The sequence below is a fragment of the Brevundimonas sp. UBA7664 genome (genome assembly GCF_002483305.1).
Taxonomy (GTDB): domain Bacteria; phylum Pseudomonadota; class Alphaproteobacteria; order Caulobacterales; family Caulobacteraceae; genus Brevundimonas.
In genome coordinates this window covers 39303-55516 of the sequence record NZ_DLHQ01000059.1, presented here as the reverse complement: position 1 = coordinate 55516, position 16214 = coordinate 39303, and the positions used below count along the sequence as shown (strand labels likewise).

Here is a 16214-nt window from a genome sequence, read left to right as displayed (position 1 = left end):
CATGGCATTGACCTATCGCGCCCTGGCGCTTCTCCTCAGCTATCCGACTGCCGACGTCCAGGCTGCCGCGCCGGCGATCATGGACACCATTCGCTCGGAAGGCATGGTCCCCGCTCCGATCGTGGGGGCGCTGGAGAAGCTGGTCCGCAAGCTGGAACGGGAGGACCTCTTCGACCTCCAGGAAGGTTTCGTTCACCTGTTCGACCGGACCCGGTCGCTATCGCTGAACCTGTATGAGCACATTCACGGCGAGAGCCGCGACCGCGGACAGGCAATGGCGGCCCTCGTCGAACTGTACCGGTCCTACGGACTGGAGCTGACGGCTAACGAGCTGCCCGATCACCTGCCGGTGTTCCTCGACTTCCTGTCGACCCTGCCGGAGGAGGAAGCCGCCTCCCTGCTGGGCGAGGGGGCGCACGTCCTCGCCGCCCTGACCGAGCGGCTGCACAAGCGCGAAAGCCCCTACCGGGCCGTGTTCGGGGCGCTGACGGCCATGACCGGTGCGGTGCCCGACTCCGACGCTGTCGCCGCCCTGATGCAGGAGCCCGACGACAACCCGGACGACCTGGAGGCGCTGGACAAGGCCTGGGAGGAGACCGCGGTCACCTTCGGCCCGTCCGACGCCGGCTGTCCGAAAGCCGACTCCATGCTCTCCGCCATGAACGCCGCCCCGCCCCCCGACAAGAGCCGCCGCGCCGGCGCGGCCGCCTGAGGATCGTCACATGGACCTGAATTTCATTGTCTTCGGGGTCTATCCCTATATCGCCATGGCGGTCCTGGTGATCGGCTCGGTGCTGCGCTTCGACCGCGAGCAGTTCACCTGGCGCACCGGCTCGTCCCAGCTTCTGCGGCGCAAGCAGTTGATGCTGGGCTCGGTGCTGTTCCACCTCGGAATCCTCGCCATCTTCGCCGGCCATTTCGTCGGACTTCTCACGCCGATCGCGGTTTGGGACTTCCTTGGCGTCAGCCATGGTTTCAAACAGATGCTGGCCATCGTCGCCGGCGGCGTCGCCGGGGCCGCCTGCCTCGTTGGCGGTCTCCTGCTCCTGCACAGGCGCGTGTTTGATCCACGGATCCGCCAGAACTCCAGTTTCGGCGACACCGCCATCCTGGCCATTCTGCTGGCCCAACTGTGTCTCGGCCTCGCCACCATTCCTCTGTCGCTGGGCCATCTCGACGGCCACGAGATGATCAAATTCATGACCTGGGCCCAGGGAATCTTCACCCTGAATCCGGCCAGCGCGGGCTTCGTCGCCGACGTCCACTGGATCTTCAAGGCGCACCTGACCCTCGGCCTGACCATTATGCTGATCTTCCCGTTCACGCGGCTGGTTCACATGCTATCGGCCCCGGTCTGGTACCTGAATCGCCGCGGCTGGCAGCTGGTCCGCAGCAAGCGCCGGATGCCGGTCGCCCGCCGCGCCGGAGACTTGGGCCAATGAGCGGGGTCATCGTCATCGACGGGGTGGCCCTGCCTGAGCGGCTGGTCGCCGAGGAAGCCCAGAACCATCCCGCCGCAACCCCGGAAGAGGCGCGGACGGCGGCCGCTCATGCGCTCGCCATCAAGGCCCTGCTGCTGGATCGGGCGCACCAGCTCGGCCTGACGCCCCGGGCGGAACAGGACGAGGATGGTCGCGAGGAGACGCCGGAGGAGGCCCTGGTCCGGGCCGTGCTGGACATCGAGATCGAGGTCGAACGGCCCGGAGAGGCGGAATGTCAGCGAGTGTATGACAGCGCGCCGGAACGGTTTCGCACCCCGCCCCTGACCCAGGCCTCCCATATTCTGTTCGCACCGAAGGGCGACGACGAGGCCGCCTGGCAATCGGCGCGCGACGCGGCCAGCGCGGCAATCGCCGAACTGGCGTGGCATCCCCATCGGTTTGCGGACCTCGCCGAGACGCTCTCGGACTGCCCCTCCAAAGGCGTCGGCGGCTCCCTGGGGCAGCTATCACCCGGCGATCTCGCGACCGAGGTCGAGGCTGGATTGGACCTGTTGCAGGACGGCGAGACCGCGTCCGAACCTGTGCGATCGCGTTTCGGCTGGCATGTCCTGCGCTTGGACCGCCGCATCGAGGGCCGCCGATTGCCTTTCGAGCATGTCCTTCCCCGTATCGCCCTGCATCTTGAGAGCCGGGCCTGGACGGCGGCCGCAGCCCGCTATGTCTCCGGCCTTGCGGCTGAGGCCCGGGAATGCGGCGTGGCGCTCAGCGTGACCGAAGACGGCGGTCTCGCCCCCGGGGCTCTGTCTCTGGGTGACTTGCTGAACGACCAGGCCGCGGTCACCGCGCGTCTTGAGGTCTGGCTGGACGAAGCCGACCCGGCACTGGCCGTCCAGGCCCGTCAGACGGCCGCGACGAACGGAGTCAGTTTAGCCGAATTCGTCCAGGGCGAAATTGCGGGCTTCATACAGGGCGCCGACGACCAGGGCTGGACCCGCCTGATCTCTGCCGCCCAGGGCTCGGACGATCCCGCGCTGGCCTGCGTGCGGGCGATCCTGAAATCGAAACTGAAAGCGCCGGGCCGATCCTACGCCATCGTGCGGAGACACTGAGATGCCGACCGTTGGTCAAACGACCCTTTTGGCGCTCGCTGCGATCGCGGCGCCAGCTATGGCAAGCGCACAGACTCCGGCCCCGCCCACTGCTCCGCCGGCGCCCGCCGCCTCGACGCGATCGGGCGACATCCTGTTCGAGAGCCGCCTGCGCTATGAAGGCGTCAGCCAGGACGGGCTCGACGACGCAACCGCCCTGACCCTGCGCGCGCGCTTCGGTTGGCAGAGTCCGGAGCGGTCCGGCTTCCGTGTCCTGGTCGAGGGCGAGGGGGTCGTCGCTTTCGTCGATGACTACAACGACACCATCCACGGCCCCCCGACCTACCCCGTGGTGGCCGATCCCGAAGCATTCGAACTCAACCGGCTGCAGGTCGCCTGGACCGGCCTGCCGGACACCGAGGTGATCCTGGGGCGGCAACGCATCGTGCTGGGCACAGCCCGGTTCGTCGGCAATGTCGGCTTCCGCCAGAACGAACAGACCTTTGATGCGGTCAAGGTGACCACCCGTGCGTTCGAGCCGCTCACAGTCACCTATGCCTGGATCGACCGGGTCCACAGGGTGTTCGGCGACGACAGTCCCGTGGGCGAGTGGCGCTCGGACAGTCATCTCATCAACGTCGAGGCCCCGACCCCGGTGGGCAGGATTACGGCCTATGGCTACCTGCTGGATTTCAGCAACGCCCGCGCCCAGTCCTCGGCGACCTGGGGCGCGCGACTGGAGGGAAGCGGTAGTCTGTCACCGGACTGGTCGGCCCTCTACACAGTCGAATACGCCCGCCAGTCTGAGTACGGGGCCAATCCCGCCCGGTTCGACCTCGACTATGGGCTGGTCTCGGCGGGCCTGAAGCGCGGTCCCTTCACCGCGATTCTCGCCCTCGAGCGCCTCGACGGAAACGGCGTCCAGGCGTTTCAGACCCCCCTGGCGACCCTTCACGCCTTCCAGGGCTGGGCCGATGTCTTTCTGACCACGCCCAGGGACGGACTGCGCGACGTTTCCGCCACGGCGAGCTATGCGGTGACTCATCCGCCCGTGGGCCGAAGCGGCGTCCTGAGCGCTTCCTGGCGCGACTTTCATGACGCTGACGGCTCAGCCCGCTACGGGAGGGAACTCGACGTGTCGGCGCGACTGGTGCTCGACGCCCGCTGGGCCCTCGAGCTGAAGGGCGCCCATTTCGACGGCGCTGTGGCTGCCGTCCCGGACCGCGACAAGGTCTGGGCCGCCCTCGACTATCGGTTCTAGGCCGATGACCGGGCAGAGAGCGAACGACCGATGAGCCAGAGCCCCGGGATAGAACCGCTGCCGCCAGAACTGATCCATGAACCGCTCAACTGGCTGTTCGCGGAACACTATCGTCATCGCCAGCTGTGTCAGCTGATTGAACGGGTCGGCAACGCGACGGTCCTGCTGAGCGATGAGGCCCACGAGATACTGGCCTTCCTGCGCCATGACATGCCGCTGCACGTCATCGATGAGGAAGATGACCTGTTTCCGCTGCTGCGGCGGCGCTGCCAGCCCGCCGACGAACTGGACTCCGTTCTGGGGGCGCTGTCGGCCGAGCACCACGATGACCTACACCGCGCCCGCACCCTCATCGTCGCGCTGGAACGGGCCCTCGCTGACGGCCGGGCTCCCGGTCAGGATCGGGAGAGCCGACTCCTTTTCACGGACTTCGCCCTGCACGAGCGCCGCCACATCGCTCTGGAGAACGCCGTGGTTCTGCCGATCGCCCGCCTTCGTCTGACGGCTGCCGACCTCAGATCGCTGAGCATCCGGCTGGCGGCCCGCCGCGGTGTCCTGCTGGATCCCGAAGGCGATGAGGCGGCGTCATGATCGAGGCCCTGCTACGCAACAACCTGGACTGGGCGGCCACCCGGACCCGGCTTGATCCGGGGTATTTCCGCCGGCTCTCGGAACAGCAGGCGCCGGACTATCTGTGGATCGGCTGTTCCGACAGTCGGGTTCCGGCCAACGAGATCGTCGGCCTTCAACCCGGCGAACTGTTTGTCCATCGCAACGTCGCCAATCTCGCCCCGGCCCAGGACATGAACCTGCTGGCGGTGCTCCAGTTCGCCCTTGAGACGCTGAAGGTTCGCCACATCATCGTCTGCGGCCATTATGGATGTGGTGGCGTGCGGGCCGTGCTGGATGGCCAGCGCCACGGCATCCTCGATCACTGGATGCAGCGGGTTCAGCGCCTGTGCGAAGACCATCACACCGATCTCGACGCCATCCAGGATCCCGAAACCCGGGTTAACTTCATTTGCGAAAAGAACGTCCTGGCCCAGGTGCGGTCCCTGTCCCGCAATCCATTTGTCACCGACGCCTGGCGCCGGGGCCAGCCGCTGTCGATCCATGGCTGGATCTATTCCATTCGCGACGGCCTGGTCCGGGATCTGGAGACGACCGTCAGCGATGTCGGCGCAGCCGGGCGGCTGGTTGCGCCGCCCCCGCTTCCCGCGCGGGGCGCCGGTCCCCGCCCGGCCTCGCGCCCGCCCGTTCCGCGACGCCCCGGGGCGCGCTGAATGGGCCTGGTGGTGGCCATCCTCGCCGGCGGGGCCGGCCGGCGGATCGGCGGCGACAAGCCGCGCCGCCTGCTGGGTGGAGCCCGCCTGCTGGATCACGCCCTGACCCACGCGCACGTCATCGCGGCGCCCTCCATCCTCGTCGCGCGCAGCCCCGAACAGGTCGCCGGCTTCGACGGGACCGTGGTGCTGGACGCACCGGGTATCGAAGGGCCGCTGGCAGGCCTGCTCTCGGCCTTGTCCTGGGCCGCGGAGGCCGGCGCCGACCGGGTCCTGACCCTGGCCTGCGACATGCCCTTCCTGCCAGACGACCTGCACCATCGGCTGGAGCAGGCCCTGACCTCTGAGGTCGGAGTCGCGGTCGCCGCCAGCGACGGACGGCTGCATCCGGTCTGCGCCCTCTGGCGAACCTCCGTCGTGCCCACGGTGGTGCGACGGGCCGAAGAGGGGCGGCTGTCCCTTCGCGGCCTGAGCGAGGCCGTGGGCTGCGCCGTCGTGGACTGGTCCGTCGAGAGAGGCGATCCTTTCATGAACATTAACACCGCCGAAGACCTGGCCGCGGCTGAGGCGGTGCTGACATGATGTCGCAGCCAATATAAATCAGGCTCGAGAGCCGGGTCGGCAACCAGCCTTGCTCCAGCTCTGGTAGGGCCAGGGTCTGCATCCCCTGCCCTCTACCCGCTGCGACTGGAGACAAGTTGTCGTTGGACTGACAGCACCGCCACCGGGCCTCACGGATGCCTGTGAGAGCCCCCGGCCGCTACGCGGCGTCAGGCAGCCCGTCCGCCGCCGCTTCGTGCTCCACGACCAGATCGCGGTAGGCGCGCCAGCTGGCGAGCCCCAGCCACGGGAAGACGACGACCAGGGCGAGAAAACCCGTCGCCGCCGACATCAACAGCAGGATGGTGATGATCACCGCCCAGAGCAGCAGCGGCAGGAAGCTTGCGTTGACGGCGCGCACGCTGGTGGCCACCGCCGCAAACACATTGGCGCCCGAGTGGAGCAGCATGGGCGCGGATACGACGACCAGCGCATAGGCCACGAAAGCGAGCACCCCGCCCGTAAGGGATCCGGCCATGAGCATGCCCCGGCCATCCTCGGTGCCCAGGGCGAAGGCCGCGAGGGCGTCGAAATCGCGGTGAATCTGGTACGTCGACAGCCCGTAGACGATCTGAGCGACCCGCCCCCACAGGAAGTAGAGCATCACCAGCAGCAGGCTGAGGTAGGCGACGTCCTGCCGAAACGCCGAGCGCACGAACAGGATCTGCCCCAATTTCGGTCGTTCGCCCCTCTCGATCAGACGGCCGGCCTCATAGGGCCCCATGGCGAGAACGGGGGCGATCATGACGAAGCCGATCGTCAGCGCCATGACCCAGAAGGCGCCGTTGGTGACGTAGACTCCGTAGCAGAGCGCGAAACTGCCGGCCGCGACGCCGGCCCCGTACAGCAGAAGGGGGCCCGGAGCCTTCATCAGGTCCCCCCAGCCCGCGGCCAGCCAGCCGAACGGCGCGGCGAGGCCGACCTGCCGGATCGCCGGCAGCCCCAAGGTCGTGTCCATCATTCCCCCGACGTTTCGCTGCAGAATGGACTTTCGCGAATGATGTCGCCGTTGGCGGACGCTGGCAAGCGACCGGCCCGCGTCAGCCCGCCGAATAGCTCGTCTTGGTCTGGGTGAAGAACTCCACCGCCGCGAAGCCCTGCTCCCGGGCGCCGTAGCTGGAGGATTTCGAGCCGCCGAACGGGACATGATAGTCCACCCCCGCGGTCGGCAGATTGACCATCGTCATGCCCGCCTTCGCCCGCCGCTGGAAATCACGGGCGTGTTTCAGCGAGCCGGTGACGATGCCGGCGGACAGGCCGAACTCGACGCCGTTGGCGATCTCCAGCGCCTGCTCGTAGTCCTTGACCCGGATGGTCGAGGCGACGGGGCCGAAGACCTCTTCATGGTTGATCCGCATGCCGGCCGCGGTGTCGGCGATCAGGGTCGGCTGGACGTACCAGCCCGGCTTCTCCAGCTGCAGACGCGCACCACCGGTGACGATCCGCCCGCCCTCGCCCCGCGCCACCTCGACGTAGCGGTAGGAGGTCTCCATCTGATCCTCGGACACGGCCGGACCCATCTGGGTCTCCGGATCAAGCGCATCGCCCACCCGCAGCGCCGCGACCCGTTCGGCCAGGGCGGCGACGAAGCGGTCGTGGATACCGTCCTGCACGATCAGCCGGCTTGAGGCGGTGCAGCGTTGGCCGGTGGCGAAGAACGAGCCGTCCAGCGCGATCTGAACCGCCCGATCCAGATCGGCGTCGTCGAGCACGATCAGCGGGTTCTTGCCGCCCATCTCCAGCTGGACGCGCGCCTGACGCCGCACGGCGCCGGCGGCGACGCCCGCGCCCACGCCCTGGGAGCCGGTGAAGCTGACCCCGTCCACGTCCGGATGGTCAACGATCGCCTGTCCGACCCGGCCGCGCCCGATGACGAGATTCAACACGCCTTTCGGCAGGCCCGCCTCATGCAGGATGGCGACCAGGGCCTCGGCGGTTGCGGGCGTCGGCCCGGCGGGCTTCATGACCACCGTATTGCCGAAGGCCAGCGCCGGCGCCGCCTTCCAGGCGGGAATGGCGATGGGGAAATTCCACGGGGTGATCAGGCCATAGACGCCGACCGCCTGACGATAGGTCTGGATCTCCACCCCGGGCCGCACCGAGGCCAGGTTCTGGCCGTGGACGCGCAGGGCCTCGCCGGCGAAATATTTCAGCACCCGGCCGGCGCGGACGGTCTCGCCGATCCCCTCGGCCAGGGTCTTGCCCTCCTCGCGCGACAGCAGCCGCCCCAGCGCCTCGCGGCGCTCCATGACCAGGGTCCCGGCGCGGTCGAGGATGTCGGAACGCATCTCGGGCGAGGCGTCCGCCCAGGCCGGGAACGCCGCCTTCGCCGCCGCCACCGCCGCATTCACCTCGGCCTCGCCGCCGTCGGGCGTGCGGGCGACCACCTCTCGCGTGTCCGACGGATTGAGGCTCTCACCCGGGCGGTCCGCCTCGACCTTCTCGCCGTTGATCCAGTGGGACAGTTCGATCGTCTTGGTCATGGTCGGCCCTCGTAGCACTCCTGTCGCCTTAGCAACCGGCGCGGTCTCGCGACAGACCCCTAACCGAACGGACCCCGCCAGGCAGGACCGGCCGGCCGGGCGAACGAGGGCGCGGCGGACCCGCCTTGACGTCCTCGGCCATGCGCCAGCATAAGGGCCGCCCGTCGAGGCGGCGGCCGGCTTAGCTCAGTTGGTAGAGCGCCAGTTTTGTAAACTGGATGTCGCGGGTTCGATTCCTGCAGCCGGCACCAGCACCCTAGAAGATCAGGCCGCCCCGCGCCTCGTGCAGCCTGGCGAAATGGCCGGCGGCGTTCGGGCCGAAAAGCACCGGATCAGCGGAGTGGGCGTCCTCGATGACTGCGAGCAGCGCATCCAGGGAGTCCTGCCGGCTGGGCTGTCCGCCCACGGCGATCCGGTCCAGCAGAGCCAGAAGGTTTTCACGCCTTTCACTGGCCTGGGCCTTCAGCACCTTGGCGCTGGGTCCCTTCGATCGGGACCGCGCAGCCGTTGGCGCGGGCTGCTCAGGGGTCGGGATATCGAAGAAGGCGCTGTCCATCGCGCCCTGGGGCCCTTCGGAAGCGAACGACTTCAACACTTCATCCACGCTCAGCGACGGCGTGGCCCCGTTCACGAGGGAGGATGATTCCTGGGGACTGGCGGCCTGGGTCTTGCCGCAGCGTCGGCAGCGGTCGGCGCGATGCCGCTCGGACCAATAGAATTCGTGTCGGCACAACAAAGGTTTCAGCGGCGACAGCATTTCATTCTCCCCGGACATCCGGGGATTCGCCTCATGCTTTGACGCTTGTCAACCATGGTTCGCCTGGAGCACGAACGCGCTGCCGATCAGCCCCCGCCCAGGGCGACCGCGATCCGGTAGACGACGAAGGCCGCCAGATAGGCCAGTCCGAACATATAGATGACCATGACCCACATCCATTTCCACGAGTTCAGCTCGCGCTTGACCACGCCAAGCGTCGCCACGCACTGGGGCGCGAAGACGTACCAGGCGAGGAAGGCCAGGCCGGTGGCCAGCGACCACTGGGCCGCCAGGGTGGCGCCCAGCAGGCTGGTGGCGCTTTCCGGATCAGCCACCGCATAGACCGTGCCGAGGGCCGCGACGGCGACCTCGCGGGCGGCCATCCCCGGTATCAGGGCGATGACCATCTGCCAGTTGAACCCGATCGGCGCGAAGATCGGCTCCAGGGCGTGGCCGATCATGCCGGCGAAACTGTAGTCGATCGCGGGCTGGGTCGCGCCCTCGGGGGGGTAGGGGAAGGTCGCCAGCGCCCAGACGATGATCATCAGCGGCAGAATGATGCGCCCGGCCCGCTCGAGGAATATCCGCGCGCGGAGCCACAGGTTGAACACCACGCTCTTGGGATCGGGCGTCTTGTAGGCGGGAAGCTCCATCATGAAAGGCTCCACGGCGCCGCGCCAGAACACCTTGCGGATGACGAAGGACACCGTCAGGGCGCTGACGATGCCGGCGGCGTAGAGGCCGAACATGACGAGGCCCTGGAGATTGGCGAAGCCCCAGACCTGCTCGTTCGGAATGAAGGCGCCGATGATCAGCGTGTAGACCGGAATCCGCGCTGAACAGGTCATCAGGGGCGCCACCATGATGGTGGTCAGGCGGTCGCGTTTCGAGTCGATCACCCGCGCCGCCATCACGCCTGGAATGGCGCAGGCCACGCTGGACAGCAAAGGAACGAAGGCCCGGCCGTGAAGGCCGGCGACGCCCATGATCCGGTCCAGCAGGAACGCGGCGCGGGCCATGTAGCCGAAGTCCTCGAGCAGGATAATGAAGAAGAACAGGATCAGGATCTGGGGCAGGAAGACGAGCACGCTGCCCACGCCAGCGATCAGCCCGTCGACGATCAGGCTCTGCCAGATGCCGTCCGGCATCACCGCCGCCACCGCCAGACCCACGCCGGCGAGGAGCGCCTCTATGCCGTCCGCGAACGGCGTGGCCCAGCTGAAGACCGCCTGGAACATCACAAACATGATCGCGGTCAGGATCAGCAGTCCGCCGATCGGATGCAGCAGCACGGAGTCGATCCGGCCAGTCAGGGTGTCGGGCCGCTCCGGCGGTTGGACGCACGCCTTCATGATGCGTTCGGCCTCGCGGGCCGCGCTGCGCAGGGCGGTCGCGTCCGGCGGAGTCCAGACGCTTTCCACCACCTGAGACCGGGCGTCGACCATCGCCTCGACAGCGGCGATGAGGTCCTCGATGCCGCGCTTCCGCGTCGCCGTCGTCGGCACCACCGCCAGGCCCAGTTCGGACGACAGCCGTTCCAGGTCGATGCGCAGGCCCTGACGCTGGGCGATGTCATACATGTTGAGCGCCAGCACCATCGGTCGTCCGACCGCCTTGAGCTCGAGCACCAGACGCAAAACCAGCCGCAGGTTGGTCGCATCGGCCACCGCGACGATCCCGTCCGGCGCCTGCTCGCCGGCCAGCCGGCCCAGCACCGCGTCGCGGGTGACCTCCTCGTCCGGGCTCCGGGCGCGCAGGGAATAGGTGCCTGGCAGGTCCAGCACGGACATCACACCGCCATCCGCCGAGCGGATCAGGCCCTCCTTCCGCTCCACGGTGACGCCGGCGTAGTTGGCGACCTTCTGGTGGGCGCCGGTCAGGGCGTTGAACAGGGCCGTCTTGCCGCTGTTCGGATTGCCGACGAGCGCGACCCGCGCGCTCCGTACCGCCATGTCCATCAGGCGGCGACTTCTTGAGTCGCGAATTCCGGCTCGGGGATCATGGCCGGTTCGAAACACACGGTCAGGCTGGCGGCCTCATGCCGGCGCAGCGCGACCCGCATGTCATCGACCTTCATGGCGATGGGGTCGCGGCCAAACAGGCCCTCGTGGAGCAGTTCGACCCGCGCGCCCTCGACGAAGCCGAGCTCCAGCAGCCTGCGCACCAGCTCCATCGCGTGTTCGTCATGGAGACCGTGATCGCCGACCTGGACGATGACGCCCCGGTCGCCCTGGCGGGCATGGCTGAGTTTGCGGGTGTCGGACATGACGCTCGTGAATCATCGGCGCAACCTGCCGCGCCTGTTGACACTGATTATCAGGTGCGACTGGCATTCGTCCAGCCCGGCATCTCGCCGCAGCCGGTTGCCCGGCGCCGTGGTTCAGCTATCACTCGTCAGGACAAACCGGAGCCGGCCCATGATCCGCCCTGCACTCACTGCCCTCGTCGCCCTTGCCCTGGCCGGTTGCGGTCAGGGGAGCGATGCCAGCAGCGCGCCGGCCGCGGAGTCAGGGAGGTCCGCCCCGCCGGCGGCCGCGCCCGCGCCAACCACGGCGGAGAAGGCGGCCCTGCTGGCCGCCCTGCCCGCGCCGTGGAACCAGGCCGATCTGGACAATGGCCGCCGCGTCTTCGCCCGCTGCCGGTCCTGTCACACCATCACCGAGGGTGGACCGAACATGACGGGGCCGAACCTCCATGGCGTCTTCGGACGGCAGGCGGGCGCGGTCGCCGGCTTCAATTACTCCACCGCGGTGAAGGACGCCGGTTTCGCCTGGGACGGCGAGCGGCTCGACCACTGGCTGGAGAACCCGCGCACCTTCCTGAAGGGCACGAAGATGTCCTTCGCCGGCATCCCCGACCCGACCGACCGCCGCGACGTCATCGCCTTCCTCAAGGTCGAGACCGGCTACACGCCGCCGGCGCCCTGACGCCTACTCCGCCGCGGCCGGGACCTTGTCGTTGGCCGTGGCTTCCTGCGCCTCCCACTCCTCGATCTTGCGGGCGGTGTACTCCGGCGACTTGGTGAAGCGCGCCAGCACCCCATAGATCACCGGCACCACGAACAGGGTCAGCAGCGTCGCGAACATCGCACCGGAGAAGATCACCACGCCGATGGTCTGGCGGCTGCCGGCCCCCGCCCCCTGCCACAGCACCAGCGGCAGGGCGCCGAAGGCGGTGGCGATCGAGGTCATGATGATCGGCCGCAGACGCAGCGTCGACGACTCGATGATCGCGTCGTGGATCGACCGGCCCTGGTCACGAAGCTGGTTGGCGAACTCGACGATCAGAATACCGTTCTTGGCCGCCACCCCGATCAGGATGATCAGACCGATCTGGCTGTAGATATTCAGGCTGGACCCGGCCATCAGCAGGCCGAACAGGCCACCCGCCGCCGCCAGGGGCACGGTCAGCATGATCACAGCCGGCGTAATCCAGCTCTCGAACTGGGCCGCCAGCACCAGGAAGACCAGCAGCAGGGCCAGACCGAAGGCCGCGGCGACGGCCCCGCCCGCTTCCTGCTGATCGCGGGCCGCGCCGCCCCACTGGGTCGTCACGACGCCTTGCGGCTGTTCGGCGGCCACCTCGGTCAGGAAGGCGGTGGCGTCGGCGATGGTGGTCCCGGGATTGAGATCGGCGTTCAGGGTTATGGCCCGCTGACGGTCCAGCCGGCGACGGTCGGGCGTGTCGCCCGACGTCTGGGTGGTGACCACCGACGACAGCGGCACCAGCTGGCCGCCGCCCGTGGCCACATAGAGGGCCTCGAGATCGCCGACGGTGCGGCGGTTGTCGCGCTCGGTCTGCAGGATGACGTCGTATTCCTGGCCGCCGCGCAGATAGGTGGTCGCGCGGCGCGAACCAAACATGGTCTCCAGGGTTCGGCCGATCGACTGGGCCGAGACCCCGAGGGCCGCCGCCTTTTCGGGATCAACATCAACCAGCAGGCGCGGCGAATTGGGCTCGTAGTTGACCCGCGGGCGCGAGAAGCCCGGATTCTCGAGCGCCCGGGCCAGCACCGGCTGCAGCCAGCGATAGATGTCCTCATACTCCGAGCCGGTCACGACCATTTCGACCGAGTTGGAGTTGCCGCCGCCGCGCTGGAAGGCGCCGGGCACCGAGGCGTTGACCTGGGCGTCGGTCTGGCCGCGCAGCTTGCCGTTCAGTTCCTGGGCAATCTCGTCGGCGGACCGGTCGCGCTCGGACCAGTCAGCCAGGGTGAGGCTGGCGTTGCCCGAGTTGAAGCTGCCGCCGCCAAAGCCGGGCGCAGAGACGAGGTAGCTGTCGACCTCGCCGCTGGCCTTGTATTCGGCCAGGATCGGCTCGAGCCCCAGCATGATCCGGCGGGTCGTGTCGAAGCCGGCGCCCTCGGGCCCCTGGACCCGGACGGACACCCGCCCCCGATCCTCCGGCGGCACCAGTTCGTCGGGCAGGGTCACGAACATGAACGCCGCGCCCCCGGCGACGAGCAGGATCAGGCCGCTGACCCCGGCGACCGCGACGCGCCGGCCCAGCAGGGCCTTGAGTGAATTGGCGTAGGAGTTCTTGAGCGCCTCCATGGCGCGGTCGACCTTGCGGGCGACCCAGCCGCCGCCGGCGGCGGGGCGCAGGATGCGCGAGGCCAGCATCGGCGAGAGGGTGAGCGCCAGGAAGGCTGAGAAGGCCACCGCGGCCGCGATCGCCGCCGCCAGCTCCACGAACAGCCGTCCGACGTAGCCGGGCAGGAACAGCAGCGGGGCGAACACCGCCAGCAGCACCACGGTGGTGGCGACCACGGCGAAGAACACCTGACGGGCGCCGCGTTCGGCCGCCACCAGCGGTGGCTCGCCGTGATCGATGCGGCGCTGGATGTTCTCGGTCACCACGATGGCGTCGTCGACCACCAGGCCGATGGCGAGCACCAAGGCCAGCAGCGTCAGCAGGTTGAGCGAGAAGCCCAGCGGGGCCAGGACGATGAAGGTGGCCAGCAGGCAGATCGGCGCCACGATCGTCGGGATGAAGGCGGCCCGCAGACTGCCCAGGAAAATGAAATTGACCAGGGCGACCAGCACCAGCGAGATGCCGATGGTGATCCAGACCTCGTCGATGGCGTGGGAGGTGAAGACCGAATTGTCGGACCCGACGACCAGTTCGGCACCCTCGGGCAGGCTCGAGCGGATCTCGTCCAGCAGGTCGTTAACACCGTCGGAGATGGCCAAGTCGTTCGACTGGGCCTGGCGGGTGACGGCGAGGCCGATCTGGTCGAGGCCGTTGCCACGGAACAGGCGGCGATCTTCCTCGGGCGCCTCGACGACGCGGGCGATATCGCCGAGGCGGGTGACGTAGGCGCCCTGCGCCTGGATCGCGCCGGTCGCGCCGCTGGGCAGGCCTCCGGTCGCCGCCGCGCCCGCCGCCGCCGCCGCCGCCGCCGCCGGACCGGATCCCCGCGTGCCGATCGGCAGCTGGCGGAAATCCTCGGCGTAGGCGTAGTTGCGCGCCACCCGGACGGTGTAATTCTTCTCGCCGGTCTCGAGCTGGCCGGCCGGCAGTTCGACGTTCTGACTGGTCAGGGCCGACTCGACGTCGGTGACGGTGAGTCCGCGCGCCGCCAGGGCCGCCGGGTCCAGCCAGATGCGCATCGAATAGCGCTGCTCGCCGTAGATCTGCACCTGCGCCACGCCCGGCACGGTGGCCAGACGGTCGATCAGATAGCGGTCGGCATAGTCCGTCAGCTCCAGCCGGTTCAGCGTCGGCGAGCGCAGGAACAGCACCATGATCGGCTGGCTGTCCGTGTCGGCCTTGGACACCTCGGGCGGATTGGCCTGGTCCGGCAGCCGGCCCACGACACGCGACACCCGGTCGCGCACGTCGTTGGCGGCGTCGTCGATATTGCGGTCGAGCGAGAACTCGATGGAGACGTTGGAGCGTCCATCCCGGCTGGTGGAGTTGATCCGCTCGACGCCCTGGATGCCTGCGATCTGTTGCTCAATCGGCTCGGTGATCCGGCTCTCGATGACCTCGGCCGAGGCCCCGGCGTAGCTGGTGCTGACCGAGACGATCGGCGGATCGACATCGGGCAGTTCCCGCACCGGCAGGAAGAAGAAGGCCGCGGCCCCCACCACGCACAGCACGATGGCCGCCACCGCCGCAAAGACGGGGCGGCGGACGGCGAGATCGGACAGCATCATCGGGCGGCGCCCTTGGCGGGGGCGCCCGCCCCGCCGCGCCCCGCGACTGTGACGGGCGCGCCCGGCTGGATGCGATTGAGGCCGGAGCCGACGACCCGGTCGCCGGCGGCGAGGCCGGACAGGATTTCGACGAAGCCGCCCTCGACGGCGCCGGTCTCGACCTCGACCCGCTGGGCGGTCAGGCCCCGCTCGCCGCGGGCGATGCGATAGACGAAAGCGCCCTCGCCCTCATACTGGACCGCGCCCTCGGGCACGGCCGGCGCGGTGCGCACGCCCTGTTCGACGGCCACGCGGACCGCCATGCCGGGCCGGATGCGGGCCCCGGGATTGGGGATTTCGGCCCGCGCCGTCACCGACCGGGTCTGTTCGTTCACCCGCGTGTCGATCAGGGCGATGCGACCCGAGAAGGTCTGCTCGCCATAGGCATCGACGTTGGCCGAGATCGGCGCGCCGGTACGCAGAACGCCGAGATAGCGTTCGGGCACCGGGAAATCGACCCGGATCACATCGATGTCGTCCAGGGTGGTGATGACGCCGCCCGGATTGACCAGCGTTCCGGCCGTGACGGAACTGAGCCCCAGCACCCCGGAGAAGGGCGCGCGGATCAGCCGGTCGCCACGCCGGGCCTGGGCCGCCGACAGCGAGGCCCGGGCGCTCTCAAGCGCGGTTTCCGCATCCTCCGCCGTCACCCGTGGGGCGATCCCGCGGTCGGCGAGCGTCTTGTATCGATCGTACTGGCGCTGGGCCTGGGCGACCTGGGCGCGGGCCTCGATAATGCCGGCGTCCTCTTCGCGCGCCTGAAGCTCCACCAGGGGCGCCCCGGCCGCGACCCGCTGGCCGTCGGTGAACAGGACGCGGGTGATCAGTTCGCTGGTCGATGAGGTGATGTTGACCGATCGGCGGCCCCGGGCGACGCCCAGCACCCGGATCTGGTCGGTGAACTGTCGCTCGGTGGCGACCGCCTGCGACACCGCCTGGCCCCGTCCCCCGCCGGGCCCGCCGGTTCCGCCCGGGCCGCCGCCCTTCTCATCACCCCCGAACGCCATCCGAAGGACGACCGCGAGGACCATCAGGGCGAGCAGGACGGCGGCGGCGACGAGGAAGAAATGGCGTTTGATCACTCGGGAGGCTCTCAGGCA

Annotated in this window: 15 protein-coding genes and 1 tRNA gene; 9 read left to right on the top strand and 7 right to left on the bottom strand. The window is 68.7% G+C overall.

Going from position 1 to position 16214, the window contains the following annotated elements; all coding sequences use genetic code 11:
* Window position 1: 1 nt before the first annotated feature.
* The 7 genes from narJ to mobA are packed head-to-tail and all read left to right on the top strand — an operon-like array spanning window position 2 to window position 5656.
* On the top strand, window positions 2-712 hold the full coding sequence (gene narJ / locus B2742_RS14080; protein WP_292067463.1) for a nitrate reductase molybdenum cofactor assembly chaperone: 711 nt from the start codon (window positions 2-4) through the stop codon (window positions 710-712).
* A 10-nt stretch (window positions 713-722) separates the two neighbouring features.
* Window positions 723-1442, top strand: a complete 720-nt coding sequence (gene narI / locus B2742_RS14075) for a respiratory nitrate reductase subunit gamma (protein WP_292067461.1) — start codon at window positions 723-725, stop codon at window positions 1440-1442.
* Entirely contained in the window at window positions 1439-2551 is a 1113-nt protein-coding gene (locus tag B2742_RS14070; RefSeq protein WP_292067459.1) for a peptidylprolyl isomerase, read from the top strand. The genes narI and B2742_RS14070 overlap by 4 nt, the downstream gene beginning before the upstream one ends.
* A 58-nt stretch (window positions 2552-2609) precedes the next feature.
* On the top strand, window positions 2610-3791 hold the full coding sequence (locus tag B2742_RS14065; protein WP_292067458.1) for a hypothetical protein: 1182 nt from the start codon (window positions 2610-2612) through the stop codon (window positions 3789-3791).
* A 30-nt stretch (window positions 3792-3821) separates the two neighbouring features.
* Window positions 3822-4382, top strand: a complete 561-nt coding sequence (locus B2742_RS14060) for a hemerythrin domain-containing protein (RefSeq protein ID WP_292067456.1) — start codon at window positions 3822-3824, stop codon at window positions 4380-4382.
* On the top strand, window positions 4379-5074 hold the full coding sequence (locus B2742_RS14055) for a carbonic anhydrase (protein WP_292067453.1): 696 nt from the start codon (window positions 4379-4381) through the stop codon (window positions 5072-5074). The genes B2742_RS14060 and B2742_RS14055 overlap by 4 nt, the downstream gene beginning before the upstream one ends.
* Window positions 5075-5656, top strand: a complete 582-nt coding sequence (gene mobA / locus B2742_RS14050; RefSeq protein ID WP_292067451.1) for a molybdenum cofactor guanylyltransferase — start codon at window positions 5075-5077, stop codon at window positions 5654-5656.
* A gap of 178 nt (window positions 5657-5834) precedes the next feature.
* Here mobA and B2742_RS14045 read toward each other — a convergent pair whose 3' ends face one another.
* Both B2742_RS14045 and B2742_RS14040 read right to left on the bottom strand, forming a co-directional pair.
* Window positions 5835-6632, bottom strand: coding sequence for a DUF2189 domain-containing protein (locus B2742_RS14045; protein WP_292067450.1), 798 nt, complete (start codon window positions 6630-6632; stop codon window positions 5835-5837).
* 82 nt (window positions 6633-6714) lie between these two features.
* Complete coding sequence (locus B2742_RS14040) at window positions 6715-8157, bottom strand: aldehyde dehydrogenase family protein (RefSeq protein WP_292067448.1); 1443 nt, start codon at window positions 8155-8157, stop codon at window positions 6715-6717.
* Between the two features lie 175 nt (window positions 8158-8332).
* On the opposite strand from B2742_RS14040, the gene B2742_RS14035 reads away from it, so the two are divergent.
* Window positions 8333-8408: transfer RNA gene (locus B2742_RS14035), tRNA-Thr, on the top strand.
* A gap of 5 nt (window positions 8409-8413) precedes the next feature.
* On the opposite strand, the gene B2742_RS14030 is transcribed toward B2742_RS14035, so the two are convergent.
* From B2742_RS14030 to B2742_RS14020, 3 genes are all read right to left on the bottom strand, one after another.
* On the bottom strand, window positions 8414-8932 hold the full coding sequence (locus B2742_RS14030) for a hypothetical protein (RefSeq protein WP_292067446.1): 519 nt from the start codon (window positions 8930-8932) through the stop codon (window positions 8414-8416).
* Between the two features lie 68 nt (window positions 8933-9000).
* Window positions 9001-10872 carry a ferrous iron transporter B gene (gene feoB / locus B2742_RS14025; RefSeq protein ID WP_292067444.1) on the bottom strand — a complete coding sequence of 624 codons (1872 nt, stop codon included), beginning with the start codon at window positions 10870-10872 and terminating at the stop codon, window positions 9001-9003.
* A complete protein-coding gene (locus B2742_RS14020) occupies window positions 10872-11180 on the bottom strand; it encodes a FeoA family protein (RefSeq protein WP_292067441.1) in 309 nt (102 codons plus the stop codon). The genes feoB and B2742_RS14020 overlap by 1 nt, the downstream gene beginning before the upstream one ends.
* A gap of 151 nt (window positions 11181-11331) precedes the next feature.
* Between B2742_RS14020 and B2742_RS14015 the strand changes: the two genes are divergently transcribed.
* Entirely contained in the window at window positions 11332-11841 is a 510-nt protein-coding gene (locus tag B2742_RS14015) for a c-type cytochrome (protein ID WP_292067439.1), read from the top strand.
* A gap of 3 nt (window positions 11842-11844) precedes the next feature.
* On the opposite strand, the gene B2742_RS14010 is transcribed toward B2742_RS14015, so the two are convergent.
* A complete protein-coding gene (locus tag B2742_RS14010) occupies window positions 11845-15072 on the bottom strand; it encodes an efflux RND transporter permease subunit (protein WP_292067629.1) in 3228 nt (1075 codons plus the stop codon).
* Window positions 15072-16196, bottom strand: coding sequence for an efflux RND transporter periplasmic adaptor subunit (locus B2742_RS14005; protein ID WP_292067437.1), 1125 nt, complete (start codon window positions 16194-16196; stop codon window positions 15072-15074). Before B2742_RS14005 ends, B2742_RS14010 begins: the two co-directional genes overlap by 1 nt.
* Window positions 16197-16214 lie beyond the last annotated feature (18 nt).

Coding starts and splice junctions, on each gene's coding strand:
- narI (WP_292067461.1), top strand. CDS start 723: ATGGACCTGAATTTCATTGTCTTCGGGGTCTATCCCTATATCGCCATG.
- B2742_RS14070 (WP_292067459.1), top strand. CDS start 1,439: ATGAGCGGGGTCATCGTCATCGACGGGGTGGCCCTGCCTGAGCGGCTG.
- B2742_RS14020 (WP_292067441.1), bottom strand. CDS start 11,180: ATGTCCGACACCCGCAAACTCAGCCATGCCCGCCAGGGCGACCGGGGC.
- B2742_RS14015 (WP_292067439.1), top strand. CDS start 11,332: ATGATCCGCCCTGCACTCACTGCCCTCGTCGCCCTTGCCCTGGCCGGT.
- B2742_RS14040 (WP_292067448.1), bottom strand. CDS start 8,157: ATGACCAAGACGATCGAACTGTCCCACTGGATCAACGGCGAGAAGGTC.
- narJ (WP_292067463.1), top strand. CDS start 2: ATGGCATTGACCTATCGCGCCCTGGCGCTTCTCCTCAGCTATCCGACT.
- B2742_RS14055 (WP_292067453.1), top strand. CDS start 4,379: ATGATCGAGGCCCTGCTACGCAACAACCTGGACTGGGCGGCCACCCGG.
- B2742_RS14010 (WP_292067629.1), bottom strand. CDS start 15,072: ATGCTGTCCGATCTCGCCGTCCGCCGCCCCGTCTTTGCGGCGGTGGCG.
- B2742_RS14045 (WP_292067450.1), bottom strand. CDS start 6,632: ATGGACACGACCTTGGGGCTGCCGGCGATCCGGCAGGTCGGCCTCGCC.
- mobA (WP_292067451.1), top strand. CDS start 5,075: ATGGGCCTGGTGGTGGCCATCCTCGCCGGCGGGGCCGGCCGGCGGATC.
- B2742_RS14030 (WP_292067446.1), bottom strand. CDS start 8,932: ATGTCCGGGGAGAATGAAATGCTGTCGCCGCTGAAACCTTTGTTGTGC.
- feoB (WP_292067444.1), bottom strand. CDS start 10,872: ATGGACATGGCGGTACGGAGCGCGCGGGTCGCGCTCGTCGGCAATCCG.
- B2742_RS14060 (WP_292067456.1), top strand. CDS start 3,822: ATGAGCCAGAGCCCCGGGATAGAACCGCTGCCGCCAGAACTGATCCAT.
- B2742_RS14065 (WP_292067458.1), top strand. CDS start 2,610: ATGGCAAGCGCACAGACTCCGGCCCCGCCCACTGCTCCGCCGGCGCCC.